Source organism: Burkholderia theae (genome assembly GCF_048565265.1).
In the GTDB taxonomy this organism is placed as follows: Bacteria; Pseudomonadota; Gammaproteobacteria; order Burkholderiales; family Burkholderiaceae; genus Burkholderia; species Burkholderia theae.
Genome location: NZ_CP183461.1, coordinates 1554599 through 1579070, shown reverse-complemented (window position 1 = coordinate 1579070; position 24472 = coordinate 1554599). Strand labels below are relative to the sequence as shown.

General features: G+C 68.8%; 17 protein-coding genes. 3 read left to right on the top strand and 14 right to left on the bottom strand.

Annotated elements, in window-relative coordinates:
- Positions 1 to 140 precede the first annotated feature (140 nt).
- The 10 genes from ACN22W_RS07325 to ACN22W_RS07280 form a co-directional block, all read right to left on the bottom strand.
- Entirely contained in the window at positions 141 to 845 is a 705-nt protein-coding gene (locus tag ACN22W_RS07325) for an ABC transporter ATP-binding protein (protein ID WP_419687031.1), read from the bottom strand.
- Complete coding sequence (locus ACN22W_RS07320; protein WP_419687029.1) at positions 842 to 1594, bottom strand: ABC transporter ATP-binding protein; 753 nt, start codon at positions 1592 to 1594, stop codon at positions 842 to 844. Before ACN22W_RS07320 ends, ACN22W_RS07325 begins: the two co-directional genes overlap by 4 nt.
- On the bottom strand, positions 1591 to 2820 hold the full coding sequence (locus ACN22W_RS07315; protein WP_193098181.1) for a branched-chain amino acid ABC transporter permease: 1230 nt from the start codon (positions 2818 to 2820) through the stop codon (positions 1591 to 1593). Before ACN22W_RS07315 ends, ACN22W_RS07320 begins: the two co-directional genes overlap by 4 nt.
- A complete protein-coding gene (locus ACN22W_RS07310; RefSeq protein WP_419687027.1) occupies positions 2813 to 3748 on the bottom strand; it encodes a branched-chain amino acid ABC transporter permease in 936 nt (311 codons plus the stop codon). Before ACN22W_RS07310 ends, ACN22W_RS07315 begins: the two co-directional genes overlap by 8 nt.
- Positions 3749 to 3757: 9 nt before the next feature.
- Complete coding sequence (locus tag ACN22W_RS07305) at positions 3758 to 4195, bottom strand: acyl-CoA thioesterase (RefSeq protein ID WP_129514340.1); 438 nt, start codon at positions 4193 to 4195, stop codon at positions 3758 to 3760.
- A gap of 133 nt (positions 4196 to 4328) precedes the next feature.
- Positions 4329 to 4865 (bottom strand): NUDIX domain-containing protein, encoded by a 537-nt coding sequence (locus ACN22W_RS07300; protein ID WP_039347430.1) that lies wholly within the window; start codon positions 4863 to 4865, stop codon positions 4329 to 4331.
- Between the two features lie 309 nt (positions 4866 to 5174).
- The gene (locus tag ACN22W_RS07295) at positions 5175 to 8612 is read right to left on the bottom strand and encodes a GLUG motif-containing protein (RefSeq protein WP_419687024.1); all 3438 of its coding nucleotides are present in this window, start codon (positions 8610 to 8612) and stop codon (positions 5175 to 5177) included.
- 400 nt (positions 8613 to 9012) lie between these two features.
- Complete coding sequence (locus tag ACN22W_RS07290) at positions 9013 to 12243, bottom strand: GLUG motif-containing protein (protein ID WP_419687023.1); 3231 nt, start codon at positions 12241 to 12243, stop codon at positions 9013 to 9015.
- A gap of 62 nt (positions 12244 to 12305) precedes the next feature.
- Positions 12306 to 13979 (bottom strand): ShlB/FhaC/HecB family hemolysin secretion/activation protein, encoded by a 1674-nt coding sequence (locus ACN22W_RS07285; protein WP_419687021.1) that lies wholly within the window; start codon positions 13977 to 13979, stop codon positions 12306 to 12308.
- Between the two features lie 408 nt (positions 13980 to 14387).
- Positions 14388 to 15626, bottom strand: coding sequence for a YbfB/YjiJ family MFS transporter (locus ACN22W_RS07280; RefSeq protein ID WP_419687020.1), 1239 nt, complete (start codon positions 15624 to 15626; stop codon positions 14388 to 14390).
- Positions 15627 to 15754: 128 nt separating this feature from the next.
- On the opposite strand from ACN22W_RS07280, the gene ACN22W_RS07275 reads away from it, so the two are divergent.
- A complete protein-coding gene (locus ACN22W_RS07275; RefSeq protein WP_048244168.1) occupies positions 15755 to 16669 on the top strand; it encodes a LysR family transcriptional regulator in 915 nt (304 codons plus the stop codon).
- A gap of 214 nt (positions 16670 to 16883) precedes the next feature.
- Here ACN22W_RS07275 and alaS read toward each other — a convergent pair whose 3' ends face one another.
- Entirely contained in the window at positions 16884 to 19508 is a 2625-nt protein-coding gene (alaS, locus tag ACN22W_RS07270; RefSeq protein ID WP_129514333.1) for an alanine--tRNA ligase, read from the bottom strand.
- A 254-nt stretch (positions 19509 to 19762) separates the two neighbouring features.
- Here alaS and ACN22W_RS07265 point away from each other — a divergent pair, with 254 nt between their 5' ends.
- Positions 19763 to 20983 (top strand): CaiB/BaiF CoA transferase family protein, encoded by a 1221-nt coding sequence (locus ACN22W_RS07265; RefSeq protein ID WP_129514332.1) that lies wholly within the window; start codon positions 19763 to 19765, stop codon positions 20981 to 20983.
- Positions 20984 to 21017: 34 nt separating this feature from the next.
- On the opposite strand, the gene ACN22W_RS07260 is transcribed toward ACN22W_RS07265, so the two are convergent.
- Positions 21018 to 21566, bottom strand: a complete 549-nt coding sequence (locus ACN22W_RS07260) for an RBBP9/YdeN family alpha/beta hydrolase (protein WP_419687018.1) — start codon at positions 21564 to 21566, stop codon at positions 21018 to 21020.
- A gap of 145 nt (positions 21567 to 21711) precedes the next feature.
- On the bottom strand, positions 21712 to 21921 hold the full coding sequence (locus ACN22W_RS07255; RefSeq protein WP_006497729.1) for an ornithine acetyltransferase: 210 nt from the start codon (positions 21919 to 21921) through the stop codon (positions 21712 to 21714).
- 250 nt (positions 21922 to 22171) lie between these two features.
- On the opposite strand from ACN22W_RS07255, the gene ACN22W_RS07250 reads away from it, so the two are divergent.
- The gene (locus ACN22W_RS07250) at positions 22172 to 23881 is read left to right on the top strand and encodes a glutamine--tRNA ligase/YqeY domain fusion protein (protein ID WP_129514330.1); all 1710 of its coding nucleotides are present in this window, start codon (positions 22172 to 22174) and stop codon (positions 23879 to 23881) included.
- Positions 23882 to 23998: 117 nt separating this feature from the next.
- On the opposite strand, the gene ACN22W_RS07245 is transcribed toward ACN22W_RS07250, so the two are convergent.
- The gene (locus ACN22W_RS07245) at positions 23999 to 24469 is read right to left on the bottom strand and encodes an NUDIX hydrolase (protein WP_343491746.1); all 471 of its coding nucleotides are present in this window, start codon (positions 24467 to 24469) and stop codon (positions 23999 to 24001) included.
- Between the last annotated feature and the right edge of the window lie 3 nt (positions 24470 to 24472).

The window sequence follows — 24472 nt, the reverse complement described above, 5'->3', positions numbered from 1 at the left end:
GACGTTCGATAGATGACGCCGGTTGCCGCGCTGACGCGGCGCACCGTCATGGCTGGCAATGTACGGCGTCGCGTGGCGGCAATAAAGCGGCTCGACGCGAATTGACTGGTGGGGCCAGCCGAACAATCGAGCCGGCGCCGTCAACCGGCGCTCAGCCACGCGTTGGCGACCTCGCCGCCAAGGCCGTCGAGCGCGCCGTCGTAGACGATCCGTCCGCGCCCCATCACCGCGACGCGCCGCGCGAGCCGCGGCGCGAACTGCAGCCGCTGCTCGATCAGCACGATCGCGACGCCGTCGGCCTGCAGCGCGGCAAGGCACGCACCGACTTCGTCGACCGCGAGCGGCGCGAGCCCTTCGGCCGGTTCGTCGACGATCAGCACGCGCGGGCTGCCGGCGAGCGCACGGACCAGCGCGAGCACCTGCTGCTCGCCGCCCGACAGCCGCCCGGCTTTGACGTCCGCGCGCGCAGCCAGCAGCGGAAAGCGGTCGAACAGGCGGTCGAGCGCCGCGCGTTCGGCCGCGCCGCGCGTGCCGCGCAGCCCGAGCCGCAGGTTGTCGCGCACCGTCAGCAGCGGAAACACGTCGCGGCTTTCAGCGACGTAAGCAACGCCGTGCCGCGCGATCTCGAACGTGCGCGCGCCCACGCACTCGGCGCCGGCGATGCACACCGAGCCGGCCGTGCGGACGAGCCCCATCACGGCCTTCGCGAGCGTCGAGCGCCCCGAGCCGTTGCGGCCGAGCAGCGCGAGCGTCTCGCCAGGCGCGAGCGCGAGATCGACGCCGTCGAGCACCGGCTGCATCCCGTACCACGCGCGCAGGCCTCGAATGTCGAGCAGCGTGCTCATGCGCCGCCCTCACCGAGATAGGCAGCGCGCACGGCCGGATCCGCGCGGATCGCATCGGGCGCGCCGGTCGCGACCACCGTGCCGCGCACGAGCACCGTGATGCGCTCGGCGAAGCCGAACACCGCGTCCATGTCGTGCTCGATCATCAGCACCGTGCGGCCCTGCGTCGTCGCCCGGATCAGCGCGATCATCCGCGCCGCCTGCGTGCGGCTCATGCCGGCCGTCGGCTCGTCGAGCAGCAGCGTGCGCGCGCCGCTCGCAAGCGCGATCCCGAGATCGAGCGCGCGCTGCTCCGCATAACTCAGTTCGGCGGCCGGCGTGTCGCGCCGCGCGTCGAGGCCGATGTCGTGCAGCACGCGCGTGGCCGCGAGATCGACCGACGCCGCTTCGCGCAGCCGGTTCCACCAGCGCCGCCGTTCGGCCGGCGCATGCAGCGCCGCGCAGCGCAGGTTGTCGAACACGGTCAGCCGCGCGAACGCGCTCGTCTGCTGGAAACTGCGGCCGATGCCTAGGCGGCTCGCGACGACCGGCCCGCGCCCGCGCAACTCGACGCCGTGCAGCACGACGCGCCCGCGCGTCGGCCGCGTCGCACCCGCGATCACACCGAACAGCGTCGACTTGCCCGCGCCGTTCGGCCCGATCAGCGCATGGCGCTCGCCGGCCGCGATGCTCAATTCGACGCCGTCGAGCACCGTCTGCGCACCGAAACGCTGCACGATGCCATGAAGCGCGATCGCGTTGCCGTTCATCGCCCGTCCTCCCGCTTGCCGGCCTGCCCGCCCGGCACGAGCCGCGCGCGCCAGCCCCACAGCAGCGTGCCGATACCTGCCGCCGAGCACGCGACGGCCCAGCCGGCAGGCGTATCGGCGTCGATGCCCCATGCGCCGAATGCAAGACCCGCGCCGTCGTCCTGCGCGAAGCGCCACGCATAACCGAGCTCGGCCGCGCAGACAATCGCGACGCCCCAGAACACGCACGCGCCGACGCCGCACAACATGCGCCACCGCTCGGCCGCCGGCGCGTCGCGCCGCATTGCATGCGCGAGCGCTTGCGCGATGCCCGCGATCCCGCCCGGCGCGGCCACGACGATCACGACGAACAGCACGCCGAGATACAGCGCCCACGCGCGCGACACGCCCGCAACGACGACGCTCAGCGCGGTCAGCACGGCGGCGCCGGCCGCCGGCCCGAAGAACGCGCCGGTGCCGCCGATCACCGCGGCGATCAGCACGGTCGCCGAGCGCGCCATCGATACGCTGTCGGGCGTCGCGATCTCGACGTCGATCAGCGTCAGCGTGCCGGCGATGCCCGCGAAAAACGACGCGCAAGTGACCATCGCGAGCCGCACGCGGCGCGGATCGGTGCCGAGCGCGGCGACCCGCACGGGGTTGTCGCGCACCGCGTTCGCGAGCCGTGCGAGCGGCGTACGCGTCAACGCGTGCATGGCCCACGCCGACGCGACGCACCACGCGGCGATCACCGCATACGCGTGCGCCGGCGCACCGAAATGCCAGTTGCCCCACGGCGTGCCGCTCGCGCGGTCGATCGGCACGCCGCCGATGCCGCCGAACCACGCGGGCACGCTCCACGCGGCGGCCGCGACGCATTCGCCGAGCCCGAGCGTGATCATCGCGAACGCGGTGCCGGAACGGCGTGTCGCGAGCAGCCCGGCGACGAACCCGCAGCCCGCCCCGGCCGCGCCGCCGACGAGCGGCAACAGCGGCAGCGGCCCGCCGAAGCGGTTGAACCAGTGCGCGGCCGCGAACGCGCCAAGGCCCGCGAACGCCGCATGGCCGAACGACAGCAGCCCGGTCGTGCCGAGCTGCAGGTTGTACGACAGCGCGAGCACGACGAGCGCGGCCGTCTGCGCGAGATAACCGAGCACCGCGCCATGCGGCCACAGCCATGCGGGCAGCGCGACGCACGCGGCGAACAGCGCCCAGCGCGCGAGGCCGGCGAGCGTGCGGCTACGCATCGGCGCGCTCGCCGAACAGCCCGCGCGGCCGCGCGACCAGCACCGCGACCAGCAGCAGGTACGGCACCAGCGGCGCCAGTTGCGCGATCGACACCGCGGCCACGCTGTCGGGCAGCGCGAAACCGGCCCATAACGCGAGGTCGCGCAGCGACGTGTCGCTCGCGGCCGCGAAGGTCTGCGCGAAACCGACCGCGAGCGACGCGGCAAACGCGCCGCCGAGCGAACCGAGCCCGCCGATCACGACGACCGCGAACACGACCGACCCGACGGTCTCGGCCAGCGCGGGTTCGATCACCGCCAGCGGCGCGCCGATCACGCCGGCCAGCGCCGCGAGCGCGGTGCCCGCGCCGAACAGGCCCGTCATCACGCGCGGCACGTCGTAGCCGAGCGCTTCGACAGCCGCGCGGTGCGTGAGCGCGGCACGCACCACGAGCCCGACGCGCGACACGCGCAGCAGCGCGCCGAGCGCGATCAGCATCGCGGTGGACATCCCCATCATGAACAGCCGGTAACGCGGCAGCGCGAGACCGAACACGGTCACGGGCGCACCGTCGAACAGCGACGGCACGGGTGCCGGCAGCGGCGCGAGACCCCACAGGAGTTTCGCGCCCTCGCCGATCAGATAGGCGAGGCCGAAGGTCAGCAGCAGCTCGCTCGTATGACCGCGTGCCTGCACGCGGCGCAGCAGCCAGCGTTCGCAGCCGGCGCCGAGCAGCCCGACCGCGAGCGGCGCGAGCACGAGCGCGGGCCAGAAGCCCGCGCGCAACGCGATGCTGTAGCCGACGTACGCACCCAGCATGTAGAAGCTCGCATGCGCGAAGTTGAGCACGCCCTGCACGCTGAAGATCAGCGTGAGGCCGGCCGACAGCATGAACAGCAGCAAGCCGTAACTGAGGCCGTTGAAGGCCTGGAGCGCGAACGCGTGCACCGCGTTACGTCAGGCCGCGAGCGATTCGAGCGCGGCGCGCAGCGCGTCGGGCAGCGGCACGGGGCGGCGCGTGCCGCGATCGACGTACACGTGCACAAAATGCCCCTGCGCGGCGGGTGCGGCGTCGCCTTGCGCGAACAGCCCGATCTCGTAGCGCACGCTCGACGTGCCGAGCTTGACGACCCGCAGCCCCGCGTCGACCGACTGCGGAAACACGAGCGGCGCGAAGTAGTTGCACTGCGTCTCGACCACCAGCCCGATCGTCTGCCCGTGCTCGACGTCGAGCACGCCCGCGCGGATCAGGTACGCGTTCACGACGGTGTCGAAGTAGCTGTAGTAGACGACGTTGTTCACGTGCCCGTAGACGTCGTTGTCCATCCAGCGGGTCGTGATCGGCAGGAAGTGGCGGTAGGCGTCGCGCGGACGCGGCTGCGGCTTGTCGGACATGGCGATGGCGGTCAGGACGAAGGGAGCGATGCGAACGAAGCGCGGCGGCCGTACGGCATGGCGCGCCGACAAGAAGCGAAGTGCCGCGTCGCGCGCGGCACGTCGGATGAAACCCTGCGCACGGGCCGGCCCGTCACTGCCCCGGCCGGTCGACGAACTCGAAATCGAGGCCGCGCGCGCGCATCCAGTCGGCGAGCGCGACGCCGGTGCCGGCGCGCCACGGGCGCAGCAGCGGCGGATCGACGAGCTTGTATTCGAGCAGTTCCGGCGACAGCGCGACGGTGCCCGACGCGCGCACGTGGTACGCGATGATCAGCTCGTTCTTGCGGATGAATTCGTAGACGCCGACGAGCGACACGTGCTCGGCCTTCAGCGCCGTTTCCTCGAACACCTCGCGCGCGATGCCGTCCTCGGGCGTTTCGCCGTTCTCGAGGAAGCCGGTGATCAGCGCGAACATCCCTTCGGGCCAGGCCGCATTGCGTGCAAGCAGGATCTTGCCGTCGAGTTCGACGATCGCCGCGACGACGGGCAGCGGGTTGTTCCAGTGCACGTAACCGCAGGTGTCGTCGGGGCAGGCCTGGCGAATGCGGCCGCCTTCATGGTCGGGATCGGCGCGCTCGGTCAGCGGGCTGGCGCAGCGTGGGCAAAAACGGTAGTCGGCGGTGGTCATCGATGGAGACAGGGCGAACGGGGCCGCCTGCGGTGGCGGCCCCGTTCGCGCTCGGCGCGGGAAAGTCTCGATTCTAGCGAGTTTGCGCCGCGACGAGGCTTTCAGCGATGACAGGATGAGCCGGCCGGAACGGTGCGGGCGACGCGATTCGCCCGTGTTCGCCCCGGCCGGGCGACGCGCCGATGCGCATGCCCGACGCGCCGCGCCCTCCTTTAGGCATGCGGCGGCCTGCCGTCCCGCTCAGGCCGTCGCGGGCCGTCCGGATCGCCGGTGGGCCGGTCAGACCGTAGCCGGCACGGACGGCGCCGGTCAGTCGCGGATGCTGCCGTAGTTGATACCGGCGAGCGGCATCCCGGCGTTGTTGCCGGTCGTGCTGCTGCCGGTCACGTTGCCGAAGTTCAGGCCCACGAGCGCGCCGGACTGCTGCGCGTATCCCGGTGTCAGCACGACGCGGGTTTTCGTCGTCGAGCTGTCGATCCAGCCGAAGTTCGCGCCCGCCAGGCCGCCGAGCCGCGCGTAGTAGCCGCCGGAAACCGTGCCGGCCGACGACGACGATGCGATCGCCCCGCTGTTGAAGCCGACCAGGCCGCCAACGTAGCTATCGTGGCTACCGCTCGCCGAACCGGTCGCACTGGACTGTTCCACCGATGCGCCCATGTAGTTTTCGCCGACCAGGCCACCGACAGCGCTGCGGCGATCGGCCAGAACATCGCCGGACGCACTCGACCCGGACACGCGGCCGGCGTTGAAGCCGATCAGGCCGCCTGCCTTGCCCGCACCCATCACGGTGACCGCACCCTTCGCGTCGGACTTGAGCACCGAACCCGAGTTGCGGCCGACCAGCCCGCCGGCGATGCTGTCGAATGCGGTCCAGACCTCGCCCGCTGCCGACGATCCGTCGATGACGCCGCTGTTGGTTGCCACGAGGCCACCGGCCACGCTCGAGATGTCGCCCGCCACCGAACCCGTCGAATCGGATGCCCGCACGTTCCCGGTATTGACGCCGACCAGCCCGCCGGCCTGCCCGAGCATGCCTGCCACCACGGTGCCGCGCGCCGACGATGCGCGGATCGCGCCGTCGTTCACGCCGACGAGGCCGCCCGCCGTTGCGTAGTCGCGTGCGAAGACGTCGCCGCTCGCGGACGACGCGAGCACTTCGCCGGTCGCCGCATTGCGGCCGGCGAGCCCGCCCGCGATGCCGTTAGCGCCCGCCGCGACATAGCCGTTCGCGCTCGACGCTTCAACCTTGCCGACGTTATGGCCGACCAGCCCGCCAGCCACGCCGGCAGCGCCTGCCTCCACGGCGGCGCTGGACGTCGATTCGCGGACGCTCGCGAAGTTGGCGCCCACGAGGCCACCGATGTTCGACGCACCGGCCATCACCCGACCGGCGGCCGTCGACGCATTGACGACGCCACGGTTTTCGCCGACCAGCCCGCCCACGCGAGCACTGTCGCTTGCCGCCACGATGCCCTTGAACCCGGACGCGTCCACCCGGCCCGCGTTGTAACCGACCAGACCGCCCACCGATGCGTTGCGTGCGGCCCGCACATCCGCGGCGGCCGTCGATGCGTCAATCGCACCGCCGTTGTTGGCGCCGGCGAGGCCGCCGACACGGGCGCCGGTGCCAAGCGCGGTCACGGTGCCGGTGACCTTCGACGCATCGACCCTCCCGCGGTTGTCTCCGACCAGCCCGCCTGCGCTGCCGCTCGACGAACTGACGACCTGGACGTCGGCACGGCTGTTGCGGATCATCGCGTCGTCGAGCGAGACGAACGCGATGTTTTCACCGGCCAGGCCGCCGACGTTCAGCGCATCCCGGCCGCCGTCGACACGCCCCGCCACGGATGCGCGCTCGATCGTGCCGCCGAAGTTGCTGCCGACCAGGCCGCCGACGATCGCGTGCCCGTCGCCGCTTACGGCGACGTTGGTCGCCTTCACGTCCGAGATCGTGCCCGTGTTGTAGCCGGCCAGCGTGCCAACGCTGACGGGCGACCAGTAGGACGGCACGACCGCGCGCGTCGACACCTTGTCCAGCCCGAGGTTGGCGATGCGGCCGGCGTTGAACGCGAACAGGCCGACGGCGTTGCCGCCCTGATTGGAGATCGACAGATCGCCGATGGTATTGCCGAGGCCGTCGAACACGCCGTCGAACGCGCCGTTCGCGCCGATGCTCCGGAACGCCGCGCCCTTGCCGTCGATCGCGTTGCCGAGCACGTAACGGCCTCTCAGGTTGCGGTCGACATTGCGGAGGCCCGCGACGTCGTGAATCACCTGATACGCTTCACCGTTCGACGAGAACGACGCATCGCGGCCCGACAGCGTCACCGATGCGTTGTCCTGCTCGAACCGGTGACCCTTCGTCGAATTCAGTTCGAGGCGTGCCTGATCGCCTGTCAGCGCCAGCGTGTCGTCCACGCGAATCTCGCCTGCCGCATTCGCCGACACGCCCGCTTTTGCGCCGCTCGCCGTCAACGACTGCTTCAGCGCGACGTCGCCCTTTTGCGACGTGAGCGTCAATGCATGCTCGCCTGTCCAGTTCACCGCGCCGTTTACCGTCAGATCGCCTGCCGTGTTCGTCAACGCGACGTTCGTCGTGTTCAACGCACGCGACAGCGTCGTCGCGCCGATCGCCGCGTCCGCACTATCGACGTTCGTGTCCGTCCCATTGACCGTCGAAACGTGCTGCGTGCCGTCCGCATGCCCCACGTTCGCATTCGCCGCTTCGATCGTCCACGTACCCGTGCGGCCCGACGCGCTGCGTGTATCGACTTGCGCCTCGCTCGACACGCGAACCCGCTCGCCGCGCGTCGTCACCGCGCCGCCAGCCGCGTTCAGCTTCCCGCCGACCTGCACCAGCCCGCCATCCAGCACGATCTTCCCGTCGCGCGTGCTCAGCCCTTGCGCTTCGATCGTCCCGCTGTTATTCACCACCGCGTTCAGCAAACCGTTCGCCGCGCGCGCCGTCATCAGCACCTCGCCGCCGTCCGCCTTCAGCAGACCGCCGTTATGCGCTTGCGCATCCATCGCGCCGCCTTCCACCTGCAGGTTCAGCAGGCCGTTGCCGTCGAAGTTCACGGTGAACGCGTCACCCGCGCCCAGCGCCACGCGGCCAGCCTGCGCACGGATCACGCCCGTGTTCGACACCCGCGCGCCCAGCAGCGCCACGCTGCCGCCTTCGGCCGCCGTGATCGTCCCCGCGTTTTCCACCGACTGGCCCGACGCGCCGGCAAACCGGTAGTTGCCTGCAAGGAAATCCTTGTCCGACACGTCCTTCGTCGATGCCACCAGACCGCCCACGTTCACCTGTGCGCCCGCACCGAACACCACGCCATTCGGGTTCACCACGAACACCTTGCCGTTCGCGTCGATCCGGCCGTGAATCTGGCTGCCGTTCGTCCCGATCACGCGGTTCAGCGCGATCGACTTGACGTCCGGCTGCTTGAACGACACGCGCTCGCCGCCACCCACGCTGAAGTCCTGCCAGTTCGTGATCAGCTTGTCCGTGTGCTGGTTGATCGACATCGTCTTGCCGTCCGCCGACGTCGCGATGTCGGCTTGCCCCGACGCCACCGCACCGCCCGTCGGCAACGCGTAGGCGCTCGTTGCCGCCAGACCCAGCAGCGACACCCCCGCCGCCAGCAGGCGCTTGCCGCCACCTGCCTTGCCGCGACGGCGCGCGGTTTCGCTCACCGCACACCAGCCGCCCTGCGCTTCGTTCCATACCAGCGAGTAGGCTTTATTCATTTGGAATCCTCTTCAATCTACGTTTCAACCGGCCCGTCTTCGACGGACCTCCGATCACGCCACACGGCACCGCCGGGCAGCCTGAACCCATACGCCCGACAGGCATGCCGTCGACCCTGCACGTCGCCGAACGGATACGCGCAGGGATCGACCCGGCATAGCCAGTCGATTTGCATACCTGGATGAATTTAAAAATGGAGGGCGGCAAGAAGCGATTCGCGGCCTGCCTCGCGGATGTCGACATCACACGTACCGGGCACGCCGGCATCGCTTCGTTCGACACCGGAAAGCCGGCCCGTCGCGAACGGGCCGCCGCGGCTCGACTACCGCCCTCGAGGAACGGGATGGGCGGGCGGCGGCACCGGGCCGTGCGCAACGCCACACCCCGCGTTGACGCGGATTACCGCTTGCCGTCGATCATGCCGATATTCAAACCGGTGAACGGTTCAACCGATGCCGCGCCCGTCGTATGGCTCGATTCGATAGTTCCCGCGTTGACCGCAGCGAAACCGCCGAGAAACACCGGCCGCGCCTGCGCCGCGTATTCGACCTTCGAACTGGTCCGCGACGAGCGAATCGTGCCGCCGTTACCGCCCACGAAACCGCCGCCCAACGAAGCCATGCTCGACACCGTGCCCGACGATTGCGAATCGGTGATCAACGCCTCGTTCCACCCGGCAAACCCGCCGATGAAGCGCGCGCCGACAGCCGCCACGCTGCCGAACGCCTGCGAGTCGCTCACGATGGCGTCCCGGCCCTTGTTGTAGCCGACCACGCCGCCCACGTAGCTGCCGCGCTCCGCGGAAACGTTCGACGTCGAGCTCGACGATGCAATCGTGCCGCGGTTCTCGCCGACGAGCCCGCCGATCCTGTTGTCCAGACCGCCGTGCACCGACCCGCTCGATCGCGAGCCCGAGATCTTCCCGTCGTTGACGGCCACGAGCCCGCCGACGATGCTGTCGTTGCCCGCGCTCACGTTGCCTTCCGCCACACCGTCGCGAATCGCACCGGCGTTCTTGCCGACCAGGCCGCCGACGACGCCATGCGCGGCATCGGTCACGCGCCCCTTCGCCGATACGCCGGCGAGGACGCCGCCGACGTTCGCGCCCGCGAAGCCGCCAACCGCGGCCGCCCCGCTTCCGCTCACGTTGCCGAACGCTTGCGACCGGCTGATCTCGCCGCCGTCGTTACTGCCGACGAACCCGCCGATGGTACTGCCGGCCTTCGCGAAGACGTTGCCGCTCGCCGTTGCATCGCGGATGGTGCCGTCGTTGCCGCCGACCAGACCGCCGACCTTTGCCCCGGACGCTGCGCTGACGTTGCCGCTCGCCGATGCATCGCGAATGGTGCCACCGTTGTTGCCGACCAGACCACCGACCATCGCCCCGGACGTTGCGCTGACGCTGCCGCTCGCCGACACGTTCGACAACGCCGCACTGACGTTCCAGCCGACCGCGCCGCCGATATAGCCCTCTTTACCGGCCGACACGGCCATCGACGCATTCGAGCGAGCGATCGCGCCGCCGGCCGTGAAGCCGACCAGGCCGCCTGCGAACGTGTTGTCGCCCACCGACAGCTTCCCGCTGCTCGACGAATCCGTTACGGTCGAGTTCCAGTTCGTGCCGACGAGGCCACCCACTATGTACATGCCGACCGACGACGACCCCTTGCTCGCGATCTCGGCGTCGACGCGGCTGTTCGCGATCCGCGCACCGGAGACGTTCTGGCCGGTTATCCCGCCCACCGACATTGCCCTGCTGTAGCCGGTGATACGCCCCTGGAAGCGCGCGCCGTCGATGACGCCGCCGTCGTTCACGCCGACGAGCCCCCCGACATCGTGCCGGCCCCGGTCGGCGGACGAGGACGAGACGCTCATCCCCGTCGCGCGGACGTTCGAGATCGTCCCGCGGTTGTAGCCGGCCAGGCTGCCGACCATCGAATCGCGAGCGTTCGACGCGCCGCTCACGGCAAACGAATCAAGCGCGAGATTCGCGATGCGCCCACGGTTCTCGGCGAACAGCCCGACGGACGGGGTGCTCCCGGTGACATACAGTCGCGAAATCGTGTTGCCAAGACCGTCGAATACGCCGTCGAACGAACCGTTCGCACCGATGCTCTGGAATGCCGCGCCCTTGCCGTCGATCGCGTTACCCTGCACGTAGCGGCCCGTCAGGTTGCGGTCCACGTTGCGCAGGCCCGCCACGTCGTGAATCACCTGATACGCTTCGCCGTTCGACGAGAACGACGCATCGCGGCCCGACAGCGTCACGGATGCGTTGTCCTGCGTGAACCGCCGGCCCTTCGTCGAGTTCAGTTCCAGTCGTGCCTGCTCGCCTGTCAGCGCCAGCTTGTCGTCCACGCGGATCTCGCCCGCCGCGTTAGCCGATACGCCCGCTTTTGCGCCGCTTGCGGTCAGCGACCGCTTCAGCGCGACGTCGCCCTTGTTCGACGTCAACGTCAGCCCGTGGTCGCTCGTCCAGTTCACCGCGCCGTCGACCGTCAGGTCGCCCGACGTGTTCGTCAGTGCGACGTTCGTCGTGCCCAGCGTGCGCGACAGCGTTGCCGCACCGATCGCAGCGTCCGTGCCATCGACGTTCGCGTTCGCCGACTCGATCGTCCATGTGCCCGTTCGGCCCGACGCGCTGCGCGTATCGACCTGTGCATCGCTCGATACCTGCACTCGCTCACCTCGCGTCGTTACGTTGCCGCCAGCCGCGTTCAGCTTCCCGGCGACCTGCACCAGCCCGCCATCCAGCACGATCTTCCCGTTGCGCGCGCTCAGCCCTTGCGCCTCGATCGTCCCGCTGTTGTTCACCACCGCGTTCAGCAGGCCATTCGCCGCGCGCGCCGTCATCAGCACCTCGCCGCCGTCCGCCTTCAGCAACCCGCCGTTGTGCGCCTGCGCATCGATCGCGCCACCTTCCACCTGCAGGTTCAGCAGGCCGTTGCCGTCGAAGTTCACCGTGAACGCGTTACCCGCGCCCAGTGCCACGCTGCCGGCCTGTGCACGGATCACGCCCGTGTTCGACACCCGTGCACCCAGCAGCGCGACGCTGCCGCCTTCGGCCGCCGTGATCTTCCCGGCGTTCTCCACCGACTGCCCCGATGCACCGGCGAACCGGTAGTTGCCTGCGAGGAAATCCTTGTCCGACACGTCCTTCGTCGATGCGACCAGCGCACCCACGTTCACCTGCGCGCCCGCGCCGAACACCACACCGTTCGGGTTCACCAGGAACACCTTGCCGTTCGCGTCGATCTGGCCGTGGATCTGACTGCCGTTCGTGCCGATCACCCGGTTCAGCGCGATCGACTGGCTCGTCGGCTGCTGGAACGACACGCGCTCGCCGCCGCTCACACTGAAGTCCTGCCAGTTCGTGATCAGCTTATTCGTGTGCTGATTGATCGACATCGTCTTGCCGTCCGCCGACGTCGCGATGTCGGCTTGCCCCGACGCCACCGCGCCGCCCGTCGGCAGCGCGTAGGCGCTCGTTGCCGCCAGACCCAGCAGCGACACCCCCGCCGCCAGCAGGCGCTTGCCGCTACCTGCCTTGCCACGACGGCGCGCGGTTTCGCTCACCGCGCACCAGCCGCCCTGCGCTTCGTTCCATACCAGTGAATAGGCCTTATTCATTTGGAATCCTCTTTATTTGATATTTGAATGCTCGCGGGAAACGAGCAACCGATCACGCACGCTCAGAAATACTGAGCGGCCTGAACCCATACGCTCGGCGAGCGAGCTGGCGAATCGCTCCCCCGGCCGAGCGGCAATGCGGCCGTCAGCGTGACTTGCCGCTTCGCGCCATACCAGCTCGCGCCGACACCCGCCGCCTGCATGTGCTGCGTGTTCCGTTCGTGCGTCCACGGATGCCGGTTGACCTGCACGCCCCCCGCATCGACGAACGTGCTGACCTGCCAGCCGGGCGCGACGAGATAACGCAGTTCCGCGCTCGCCTGCCAGCCCTGGTCGCCGCTGCCTTCGCCCAGCGCATACGCGCGCACGCCGTAAGGGCCGCCCAGACTGAATTTTTCGGATGAGTCGAGATTGCGCGACGCGAGCTGTGCGCTGACTTGCCCATACAGCTGGAACCGGCCGCCCAACGCCTGAATCCGCTGCGCATTCAGGTTCAGCTTCGCGAAGCTGCCGATCGCCTTCGTCAGTTCGTTCGCTGCGAAAACATCGTTGCCGCGCAACCGTCCGACGCCGAACATCACCGAGAAGCCGCTGCGGCCGCCGCCCAGCCAGCCGTCCTGGTTGTTGCCGCTGAGCCCGACGGTCCACAGGCCGATGTTCTTGTCATTGCGGAGTTCGAGCGCGCCGTATTCGTCGCGCAGGTTCTTGTTTTCGTATTGAACCTGCGCGGTGACGCTGAAATCACGTCCACGCACAAGCGGCTGTACGACATATGCGGTCTGCACGCTGGCACGCCCGCTCATCTCGAGATCGGAAAACCGCCCGGCGACCCGGTAATGCACCGATGAATATGCGACGCCGACCCGCGTGGACGCAGGCCCGACCGGTGCCTGATAGGCGGCACGGTAATAGCGTTGCCGTTCGTCGGTGCCGAGCCCGCGCAGGCTCAGCCGATCGCCGAGCCGCAACGGCGCATTGACGTCGATGCTGCCGCCGACGCGGTAGCGCCCCGTCGATACCGCCCCGAAGTTGTCGAATTCGAGCGACCCGGACGCGGGCGCCGCACGTTCGGCCTCGACGACGAGATCGGTCGTGCCGGGTGCTTCGCCCGGGCGCAGCGTGCCGCGCGCGCCGACGCCCGCCAGATCGTCGAGCAGCAGCAGGCTGCGCTCGAGACTGGAGCCGCGCACGACGTCGCCCGAATGCAACGTGGAAAGCGGCTGCCGCAGCACCGCATCGAATACGCGGGAATGGTTCTGGATCTCGATCTTGCCGTAGCGCCCTTCGGCGACTTCGATGCGCACGACACCGTCCTCGATGTCCTGCTTCGGCAGGTAGGCGCGCGCAAGCACGTAGCCGCGCTCGCGATAGTAGGCGGTGATTCGCTCGGCCGCGCGCTGCAGGTCGGCGAACCCGAGCGTGTCGCCGACGAGCCCGGCGACGAGCGCCTGCAGCGTGGCGCTGTCGAATACGGTGTTGCCGCCGACCTCGAACGCGCGCACGACGATGCGCGGCCCGGCTTCCGGTGGCGGCTGCGCGGCGCTTTCGGACGGGACGATCTCGAGATCGGGGGCGGCTTCCGGCGGCAGGGCCGGCCGCGACGTTTCGACGTCGCGCATCGTCGAGCCGGCGTTCGGCACTTGTGCGTGCGCTTGACCAGGCAGGCTCGCGGCGCCCGCGCCCCACAACAGCGACAGGCACAGCGCAAGGTTGCCCCCTCTGATTGCATGTCGCAAGCCACCGGATTCGACGGCCACGGCCCGCGAGCCGGCCACGCGAGGATCGGCGACGAGGAAAGCGCCGACGTCGTCGCGAAAACGGACGACGATTCTTGTTTGAACTTGATCTGCCCACATACGCCACAGCATCCGAAGTCGAACCGCCGGAACACTCCGGCGATCAATTTATTCGGCGGATGCTACAGACAGACATTCCGGATGTATGTAGATCAGGTACGAAATTTGGGCGGCACCTTTCGTTCAAATCGCATCGCGTACGAAGTCATGCCGAATGAAATACAGTAATCCTATTCAATTACCCGGTCCCGCATCGACATCGACCATAAAGGCCCGCACCTTTCCATGTAGCCGGCGAGGCAACACCCGTCGACGCGGCACGCGATCCGCCGGTGCCGACCATCAGGTTTACTGTCGCCGACGCGCGGCGGCGGCCGCGATAACCGCGAACCCCGCCGCCCCGGCCAGCAGCGTCGCGGCCGCGACCCACAGGGCCGGCGTGAACGATCCATATCGCGCGACCAGCGGCGCCGCCACGAGCGGTCCCGCGATCTGCCCGACGCCGTACGAAGCGGTCGCATAACCCATCAGCCCGGCCGCACGCTCGCCATGCAGCCGGCGCGCCTCGCGCATCGCGAACAGCGTGATCGCGGTGAACGGCAGGCCGAGCAGCACGCAGCCGAGCGAAAAACCCGCTGCATTGGGCCACACGATGCCGGACCCGATACCGAGCGCCTGCGTCGCGCAGCCGAGCGCGAGCAGCAACCGGTTGTCCCAGTGCCCGGGCAGCCGCGCGGCGGCGAGCGCGCCGACAATCAGCGCCGCGCCGAACATCGGCCAGAACAGGTCGGGCCACGGCGAGCCCGCCGGCAGCGCGGCGCGCGCGATCACCGGCAGGAAGGTCGCCGTGATGATGTAGCCGAAGCCCGGCATCCCGTACAGCACGACGAGCCATGCGGCATCCGCGCGATGGCGGCGGGCGGTGTCCGGCGCGGCCACGGCCGCTGCGTGCGCCACAGCGCCGGACGGCAGCGAGCTCGCCGCAGCCGGCACGGCGAACGTGCGCCAGATCGCGACCGACAGTACGATCGACAGCGCCGCGAAGCCGAACCAGCCGAGCGCCGCGCGATGACCGGCCAGCGCGCTGCCGACCAGCCCCGTCAGCACGATGCCGACACCCGGCCCCGCGTAGATCACGCCGCTCCACTCCGGCGCATGCAGTTCCGCGAGCCGGCGCAGCCCCCATTGCGATACGAACACGAACGTCCACGCGCTGACCACGCCGGCGACGAAGCGCACCACGATCCACAGCGGCAGCAGATGGCCGGCGCCCATCGCGGCCGTGAGCAGCACTGTGGCCGCGAGCCCGAAGCGGACCATCCGCGCGGGCGCGACGTGCAACGCCGCGCAACTGACCGCACCGGCGAAGTAGCCCGCGTAATTCGCCGATGCCAGCCAGCTGCCGGCCTTCAGGCCGATCGAGCCGTCGGCGAGCATCAGCGGCAGCAGCGGCGTGAACGCAAAGCGGCCGACGCCGAGCGCGACGGCCAGCCCGATCATGCAGGCCAGCGCGGCCGTACGGGCGTGGCGGTCGGATTCGTCTGACGAAAGCGCGTGGGCAGCGGGCGGTGCATCGAAACGGGACATGGCGGCAGCACGGGCCGCCGCATGCGATGCGCCGGCCGCGACGAGGATCGGGATGGCGTCATCCTAGCTTGACCGATCGTTCTCGAAAAATGAATAATTAAGAATCCAGTCATCCCTTGGAGAGAATCATGGACTTGGCGGCGCTGGCGATTTTCCGGGCCGTCGTGCGCGAGAACGGCGTGACGCGCGCGGCGGCGAAGCTCAATCGCGTGCAGTCGAACGTGACGACGCGCATCAAGCAACTCGAGGAAGAACTCGGCGCGGCGCTGTTCGTGCGCGACGGTCGCCGGCTCGTGCTGACGCCGGCCGGGCACACGCTGCTGCCGTATGCGGAGCGCCTGCTCGCGCTCGCCGACGAGGCGCGCGACGCGGTGCGCGAGGACACGCCGCGCGGGCGGCTGCGGCTCGGCACGATGGAGAGTACGGCCGCGAGCCGGCTGCCGACCGTGCTCGCGCGCTATCACCATGCGTGGCCCGACGTGTCGCTCGAACTCGTGACGGGCACGACGGCCTGGCTGATCGAGAAAGTGCGCACGTTCGAGATCGACGCCGCGCTGTTTGCACGCCCGCCCGCGCCGGACACGCTGCCCGACACGCTCGACGTGGTGCCCGTGTTCAGCGAAGAACTGGTGCTGCTGACGCCGCGCGGCCATCCGCCGGTGCGCACGCCGCGCGACGTGATCCTGCCGACGCTGATCGCGTTCGAGCGCGGTTGCACGTACCGCAAGTACGTCGAGCAGTGGTATGCGGCGCACGGGCTGAAGCCGGCACGGGTGCTCGAACTCGGGTCCTACCACGCGATCGTCGCGTGTGTCGCGGCCGGCGCGGGCGTCGCGGTCGCGCCGCGCTCGGTGCTCGACCTGCAGCCCGAGATCGACCACATCACGGCGCATGCGATTCCGGAATTCGAACGGATCGATACGCTGCTGGCGTGGCGGCAAGGTTATGCGTCGGCGGCGCTCGCCGCGCTGCGCGACGCGCTTGGGGAGGCCGGGCGGCAGCCGGACGCGGTACAGAAACCGCGCGTGGCGCAACCGGCCTGACGCGATCCGCCAACCGACACGCGACGGCGCACTCGCGCACCGCTCGATTGCGGGCCGGACAGGGTGGCGGATCGCCCCCCGCACCACGTGTAAACGCAAAACGACCCGACCGGCACCCATGCCGGTCGGGTCGTTTCATGCGATTCCGTCGATAGAACCGCGCGGTACCGGACGGCGCACTGCCCTCTCGCGGGCACCGCGCCGGTCGGGCCGATCAGAGGCGCTCTTCGACCCAGCCCTTGACGCCAGCCAGCGCGCCCGGCAGGTTCGCCGGCTCGGTGCCGCCAGCCTGCGCCATGTCCGGACGGCCGCCGCCCTTGCCGCCGACCTGCTGCGCGACGAAGTTCACGAGTTCGCCAGCCTTGACCTTCTTGCTCGCGTCCGGCGTGACGCCCGCGATCAGGCTGACCTTGCCGCCTTCGACAGCTGCCAGCACGATCGCCGCGCTCTTCAGCTTGTCCTTCAGCTTGTCGACCGTTTCACGCAGCGTCTTCGCGTCCGCGCCGTCGAGCGTGGCAGCCAGCACGTACACGCCGCCGATTTCGACGGCCTGCTGCACGAGCTCGTCGCCCTGGCTCGATGCGAGCTTCGACTTCAGCGCGCCCAGTTCCTTCTCGAGCGACTTCACCTGCTCCTGAACCTGCGCGATGCGTTGCGTGAGTTCCGACGGCTGCACCTTCAGCGCGGCCGCCGCTTCGTTCACGCGGGCGTCGAGATCCTGCACGAAGCGCACCGCGTTGTCGCCGGTGATCGCCTCGACGCGGCGGATGCCGGCCGCGACGCCGCCTTCGACGACGATCTTGAAAAAGCCGATGTCGCCGGAGCGGTGCACGTGCGTGCCGCCGCACAGTTCGCGCGAGAAGCCGAGGTCGAGCACGCGCACTTCATCGCCGTATTTTTCGCCGAACAGCGCCATCGCGCCGCCCTTCACCGCTTCGTCGTACGGCATCACGCGCACGATGCCCGGCGCGTTCGCGAGGATTTCGTTGTTGACGATCTGCTCGACGCGACGGATTTCGTCGTCGGTCATCGGTGCGTTGTGCGCGAAGTCGAAACGGGTTTTTTCCGCGTCGACCAGCGAACCCTTCTGCTGCACGTGCGCGCCGAGCACTTCGCGCAGCGCCTTGTGCATCAGGTGGGTGGCCGAGTGGTTGCGCTGCGTGCGGGCGCGGCGGTGCGCGTCGATTTCCGCGCGCAGCACGTCGCCGACCTTCAGCGTGCCCTGCTCGAGCGAGCCGTGATGGCCGATCACGTCGGCCTGCACCTTCAGCGTGTCGGCCACCGCGAAGCGCGTCGACGCGTTCGCGAGCACGCCCTGGTCGCCGACCTGGCCGCCCGATTCCGCGTAGAACGGCGTGTGGTCGAGCACGACGACCGCATCCTGGCCGGCCTTCACTTCGTTGACCGACGAACCGTCGACGTACAGCGCGACGACCTTCGCGTCGTCGAACGCGATTTCCTCATAGCCGTGGAAGGTGGTCTTCGCGCCCGTGTACTCGAGGCCCTGCGTGGCCTTGAACTTGCCGGCCGCGCGCGCCTGCTCGCGCTGGCGCGCCATCGCGTCGTCGAACGCCGGCTCGTCGACCGTCATCCCGCGCTCGCGGCACACGTCGGCCGTGAGGTCGAGCGGGAAGCCGTAGGTATCGTGCAGCTTGAATGCGAGTTCGCCGTCGAGCACCTTGCCGCCCTTCGCTTCGACGTCGGCCAGCGCACCCTCGAGGATCGACATGCCGTGCTCGATCGTCTCGAAGAAACGCTCTTCTTCCTGGCGCAGCACGTCGGTCACGCGCTGCTCGGCTTCCTTCAGCTCCGGATACGCGACGCCCATCTCGGCGACGAGGTCGGCCACCAGCTTGTGGAAGAACGAACCCTTGCGGCCGAGCTTGTAGCCGTGACGGATCGCGCGGCGCACGATCCGGCGCAGCACGTAGCCGCGGCCTTCGTTGCCGGGGATCACGCCGTCGACGATCAGGAACGAGCACGCGCGGATGTGATCGGCGATCACTTTCAGCGAGTTGTTGGTCAGGTCGCTGATCTCGGTCACGCGCGCGGCGGCCTTGATCAGGTTCTGGAACAGGTCGATCTCGTAGTTGCTGTGCACGTGCTGCAGCACCGCGGCGAGGCGCTCGAGGCCCATGCCGGTGTCGACCGACTGCTTCGGCAGGCGCGTCATGTTGCCCTGCGCGTCGCGGTTGAACTGCATGAACACGAGGTTCCAGATCTCGATGTAGCGGTCGCCGTCTTCTTCAGGCGACCCCGGCGGGCCGCCCCACACGTCCGGGCCGTGATCGTAGAAGATTTCCGTGCACGGGCCGCACGGGCCCGTGTCGCCCATCGTCCAGAAGTTGTCCGACGCGTAGCGCGCGCCCTTGTTGTCGCCGATCCGGATGATGCGCTCGGCCGGCACGCCGACTTCCTTCGCCCAGATGTCGTACGCCTCGTCGTCTTCCTGGTAGACGGTGACCCACAGCTTTTCCTTCGGCAGCTGGTAGACCGTGGTCAGCAGCTCCCACGCGAAGCGGATCGCGTCGTGCTTGAAGTAGTCGCCGAACGAGAAGTTGCCGAGCATCTCGAAGAACGTGTGGTGACGCGCCGTGTAGCCGACGTTCTCGAGGTCGTTGTGCTTGCCGCCCGCGCGCACGCTGCGCTGCGCCGTCGTGGCGCGCGAGTACGGGCGCGGGTCCGTCCCGAGGAACACGTCCTTGAACTGGACCATGCCCGAGTTCGTGAACATCAGCGTGGGATCGTTACCGGGCACGAGGCTCGACGAGCGAACGATCGTATGGCCCTTCGATTCGAAGAATTTGAGGAATTTCTCGCGGATTTCGGCAGCTTTCATGGCGTGCGGGGACAGTCTGGCAAAGACGGCTTCAAACGCCGGCGCCCTTGGCGGGGCGTGCGGCGGCATGGATTCGGAAACGATCGATTATACGGGATCGGGACCGGCTTCCGGGCAAAGCGCCGGCAAAGCGGCCCGGCCGGCCGGATGGTCCGGCTGGGCCACCCGGATGGCCGATTCGCCTTAAGATGCTCGGCATGCCAATCGGCCTTGCCCGACAAGGAAGGCCAGCCATGAAAGGAGACGATTCGACGATGGGTGCCCTGAGCCATATCCGCGTGCTGGACCTCACCCGCGTGCTCGCAGGCCCGTGGTGCGCGCAGACGCTTGCCGATTTCGGCGCGGACGTGATCAAGGTCGAGCGCCCGGGCGCCGGCGACGACACGCGCCATTGGGGGCCGCCGTACCTGAAGGACGCGGACGGCGCGGATACCGCCGAAGCCGCGTACTACCTCGCGGCGAACCGCAACAAGCGCTCGGTGACGATCGACATCGCGACGCCCGAAGGCCAGCAGATCGTGCGCGAACTCGCCGCGCAAAGCGACGTCGTGCTCGAGAACTACAAGGTCGGCCAGTTGAAGAAATACGGGCTCGACTACGAATCGCTGCGCGCGGTGAAGCCCGATCTCGTCTACTGCTCGGTCACCGGCTTCGGCCAGACGGGCCCGTACGCGCACCGCGCGGGCTACGACTTCATCGTCCAGGGGATCGGCGGCTTCATGAGCATCACCGGCGAGCGCGACGGCGAGCCAGGCGGCGGCCCGCAGAAGGCCGGCGTCGCGATCGCCGATCTCGCGACCGGCCTCTACTCGACGATCGCCGTGCTCGCCGCGCTCGCGCACCGCGACCGTACCGGCGAAGGCCAGTACATCGACATGGCACTGCTCGACGTGCAGGTCGCGCTGCTCGCGAACATGAACACCAACTTCCTCGCGAGCGGCAAGCCGCCGGTGCGCTGGGGCAACGCGCATCCGAACATCGTGCCGTACCAGACGTTCCAGACGAGCGACGGGTGGATCATCGTCGCGGTCGGCAACGACGGGCAGTTCCGCAAGTTCGTCGAGGCCGGCGGCCGGCCCGAACTGGCCGACGACGAGCGCTTCGCGACGAACCCGTCGCGGGTGCGCCACCGCGACACGCTGGTGCCGATCCTCGCGGAGATGGTGAAGACGCGCGGCAAGGCCGACTGGATCGGCGTGCTCGAAGCGGCCGGCGTGCCGTGCGGCCCGATCAACGATCTCGACGAGGTGTTCGACAACGAGCAGGTCGTCGCGCGCGGAATGCAGGTGGCGTTGCCGCACCCGTGCGGCGCGGACGTGCAGCTCGTACGCAATCCGATCCGGATGAGCGCGACGCCGCCCGACGCGCGCACGGCCCCGCCGCTGCTCGGCGCGCAGACCGACGACGTGCTGCGCGACATGCTCGGTTACGACGACGCGCGGATCGCGGCGCTGAAGGCGAAGCAGGCGATCTGACGATCGGCCGCTTCAGGCGCTCGCGCGGCGGTGCCTACCGCGCGAGCGCGTCCAGCCAGCCGCGTGCGGCCGGCCAGTCGCCGAGCCCGCTGTCCGCGTTGATGTGGCCTCGCGGGCCGATGTCGTGGAAGGTGCTGCCCCATGCTTGCGCGCAGTCGCGCGCGAATGCGATCGAACCGTACGGATCGTCGCTGCTCGCGACCACGCAGGTCGGAAACGGCAGCCGCTCGTGCGGGACGGGCCCGAACCCGTGCGCGTCGGCCGGAAATGCCGGCCCGGCGGGATCGGGCAGCGCGACGAGCAAGGCGCCGCGCACTTTCGCGAGCGCGGCCGGGCGCGCGTAGCGCGTCGCCCACCATGCCGTGGTCAGCGTGCCGAGGCTGTGGCCGGCGATCAGCACGGGCCCGCGCGCGGCCTCGACCGCGCGGTCGAGCGCGAGACACCAGCCGTTGCGGAACGCGCGATCCCAGTCGGGCATCGCGACGCGCGAGAAGCGCGCATCGGCGCGCTCCCAGCGGCTCTGCCAGTGAAGCGGGCCCGAATTGGCGTAGCCCGGCAGGACGAAAACGAGGGGGGCGCTCATGGAAGGATGCGTCGACGAATGGTGTCGTTGTGGGATGTCGACGAAGTGTCGCACACCCTCCTCTCCCTGATGCTGCCTGTCAAAAACCGGAGGGTTGTGCGGCGGGTCGTGACGCGCTCACGCGGGCGTCACGACCGTGCGGCGATCAGCGCACGCCGGCGCCGACCAGGCCGCCAGCCGCCGCGCCGGCCACCGTGCCGACCGGGCCACCCGTGATCAGGTAGCCGAGCGCGCCGCCCGCGGCCGCGCCGATACCGGCATTGCGTTGCGTATGCGTCATCGCGCATGCGCCGAGTTGCGACAGGGCCGCGACGATCACCGCGGTACGAACGAGAAAAGTGGTCTTCTTCATCATGGTTATTGGCTTCCTCCCGCCATGCGATGACGCGAATGGCGGCATTGAATCGGTAAAGCCATCATAGGAAAACTCGAACGGCGCGGGCAATCCGATTTACGTCGTGTTACAGCCGACACACTATCGAGATATTGCGGCACGCATCGCGAATGCATCGCTCCCGACCCGCAAGCCGCGCGGGACGGACCCCGGTCAGGTAGAATTACAGGATTAAACCGGCGCGACGCCGACACAACCTGACGCCAACCGCATGAGCACCGAACGCAACGACGCCCCCGCGGCTTCCAATTTCATCCGCAACATCATCGACGACGACAACCGCACCGGCAAATGGAGCGGCCGCGTCGAAACGCGCTTCCCGCCCGAGCCGAACGGCTATCTGCACATCGGCCACGCGAAGAGCATCTGCCTGAACTTCAGCGTCGCGCGCGACTACGGCGGCGTGTGCCACCTGCGCTTCGACGATACGAACCCGGAAAAGGAAAGCGTCGAGTACGTCGACTCGATCGTCGACGCGGTGCGCTGGCTCGGTTTCGACTGGCGCAAGGACGCGGTCGATCACCAGTATTTCGCGAGCGACTACTACGACAAGCTGTACGAGTTCGCCGAGCTGCTGATCAAGCGCGGCAAGGCCTACGTCGACAGCCAGAGCGCGGATGAAATGCGCGCGAACCGCGGCTCGCTGACGGAAGGCGGCAAGCCGTCGCCGTTCCGCGAACGCACGCCCGACGAAAACCTCGACCTGTTCCGCCGCATGAAGGCCGGCGAGTTCAAGGAAGGCGAGCACGTGCTGCGCGCGAAGATCGACATGGCTTCGCCGAACATGAACATGCGCGACCCGGTGATCTACCGGATCCGCTACGCGCATCACTACCGCACCGGCGACGCGTGGTGCGTGTATCCGATGTACGACTACACGCACTGCATTTCGGATGCGCTCGAAGGCATCACGCATTCGCTGTGCACGCTCGAATTCGAGGATCACCGCCCGCTGTACGACTGGGTGCTGAACGAACTCGCGGAAGCCGGCATGTTCACGCGCCCGCTGCCGCAACAGATCGAATTCTCGCGGCTGAACCTCACGTACGCGATCACCAGCAAGCGCAAGCTGCTGCAGCTCGTCACCGAAGGCCACGTCGACGGCTGGGACGACCCGCGGATGCCGACGATCGTCGGCGTGCGCCGCCGCGGCTTCACGCCGGAGAGCATTCACCTGTTCTGCGAGCGGATCGGCGTGACGAAGATCGATTCGTGGATCGACATGAGCATCTTCGAAGGCGCGCTGCGCGACGACCTCGACGACAAGGCCGCGCGCACGGTCGCGGTGCTCGATCCGCTGAAGCTCGTGATCGACAACTATCCGGAAGACCTCGAGGAAGCGTGCACGGCGCCCGTGCATCCGCACCATCCGGACCGCGGCGTACGCACGTTCCCGATCTCGCGCGAGCTGTGGATCGAACGCGAGGATTTCGTCGAGAACCCGCCGAAGGGCTATTTCCGCCTGTTCCCGGGCAACAAGGTGCGCCTGCGCTACGGCTACGTGATCGAATGCACGGGCTTCGACAAGGACGCCGACGGCAACGTGACGGCCGTGCACTGCAACTACTTCCCGGACAGCAAGTCGGGCACCGACGGCGCGAACACGTACAAGGTCAAGGGCAACATCCACTGGGTCAGCGCGAAGCATGCGCAGCCGGCCGAAGTGCGGATCTACGACCGCCTGTTCAAGGAACCGCATCCGGACGCGGGCGGCGCGAACTTCCTCGAAGCGCTGAATCCCGATTCGAAGAAGATCGTGCAGGCTTATATCGAGCCGGGCAACGACGACATCGCGCCGGAAACGCGCCTGCAGTTCGAGCGGCACGGTTACTTCGTCGCCGATCGCGTCGATTCGAAACCGGGCAAGCCCGTGTTCAACCGGATCGTCGGGCTGCGCGACAGCTGGGGCAAGCCGGCGTAACGGCCTGCTGCGCCGCGCGCGGCGCACGGCCCCAGGCCGACGTCGCGCGACCATAAAAAAACCGGCCTGAGGGCCGGTTTTTTGTTGCGTGGTTCGAAGCGAAGCCGCCGCGTTGACTCACACGCCCGACAACCGCCGATGCAGTTCCACCAGCGACAGCTTCGTGCGAAACAGCCGCGCGAGGCTGCGGCTCGCATACGCGTCGATGTCACCCGGCACGGTCCAGCGATACGCGTCCATCTCGGGAATCATCGAACCGTCGCGACGGCTCGGGAACATCGACGTGCACGTGCAGTGCGCGGGATCGATCTCGCCGTCCGCGACCTGCACCGCGAACAGGTGCAGATCCTTGTCGTGCCGGTACGCGAAGCGGCCGAGATCGAGCAACCGGGCCGGCGCGAATTCGATGCCGGTTTCCTCGAGCAGCTCGCGCAGCGCGGCGTCGGCCGGCGACTCGCCCGGCTCGCCCTGCCCCTTCGGGATATCCCAGTGCGTGGTGTCCGTCGCGTGCGCGAGGAACACGCGGCCGGCCGCATCGAGGATCACGACGCCGCACGACACCGTGCGCGGCGCGCCGCCCCGCTTCATCAC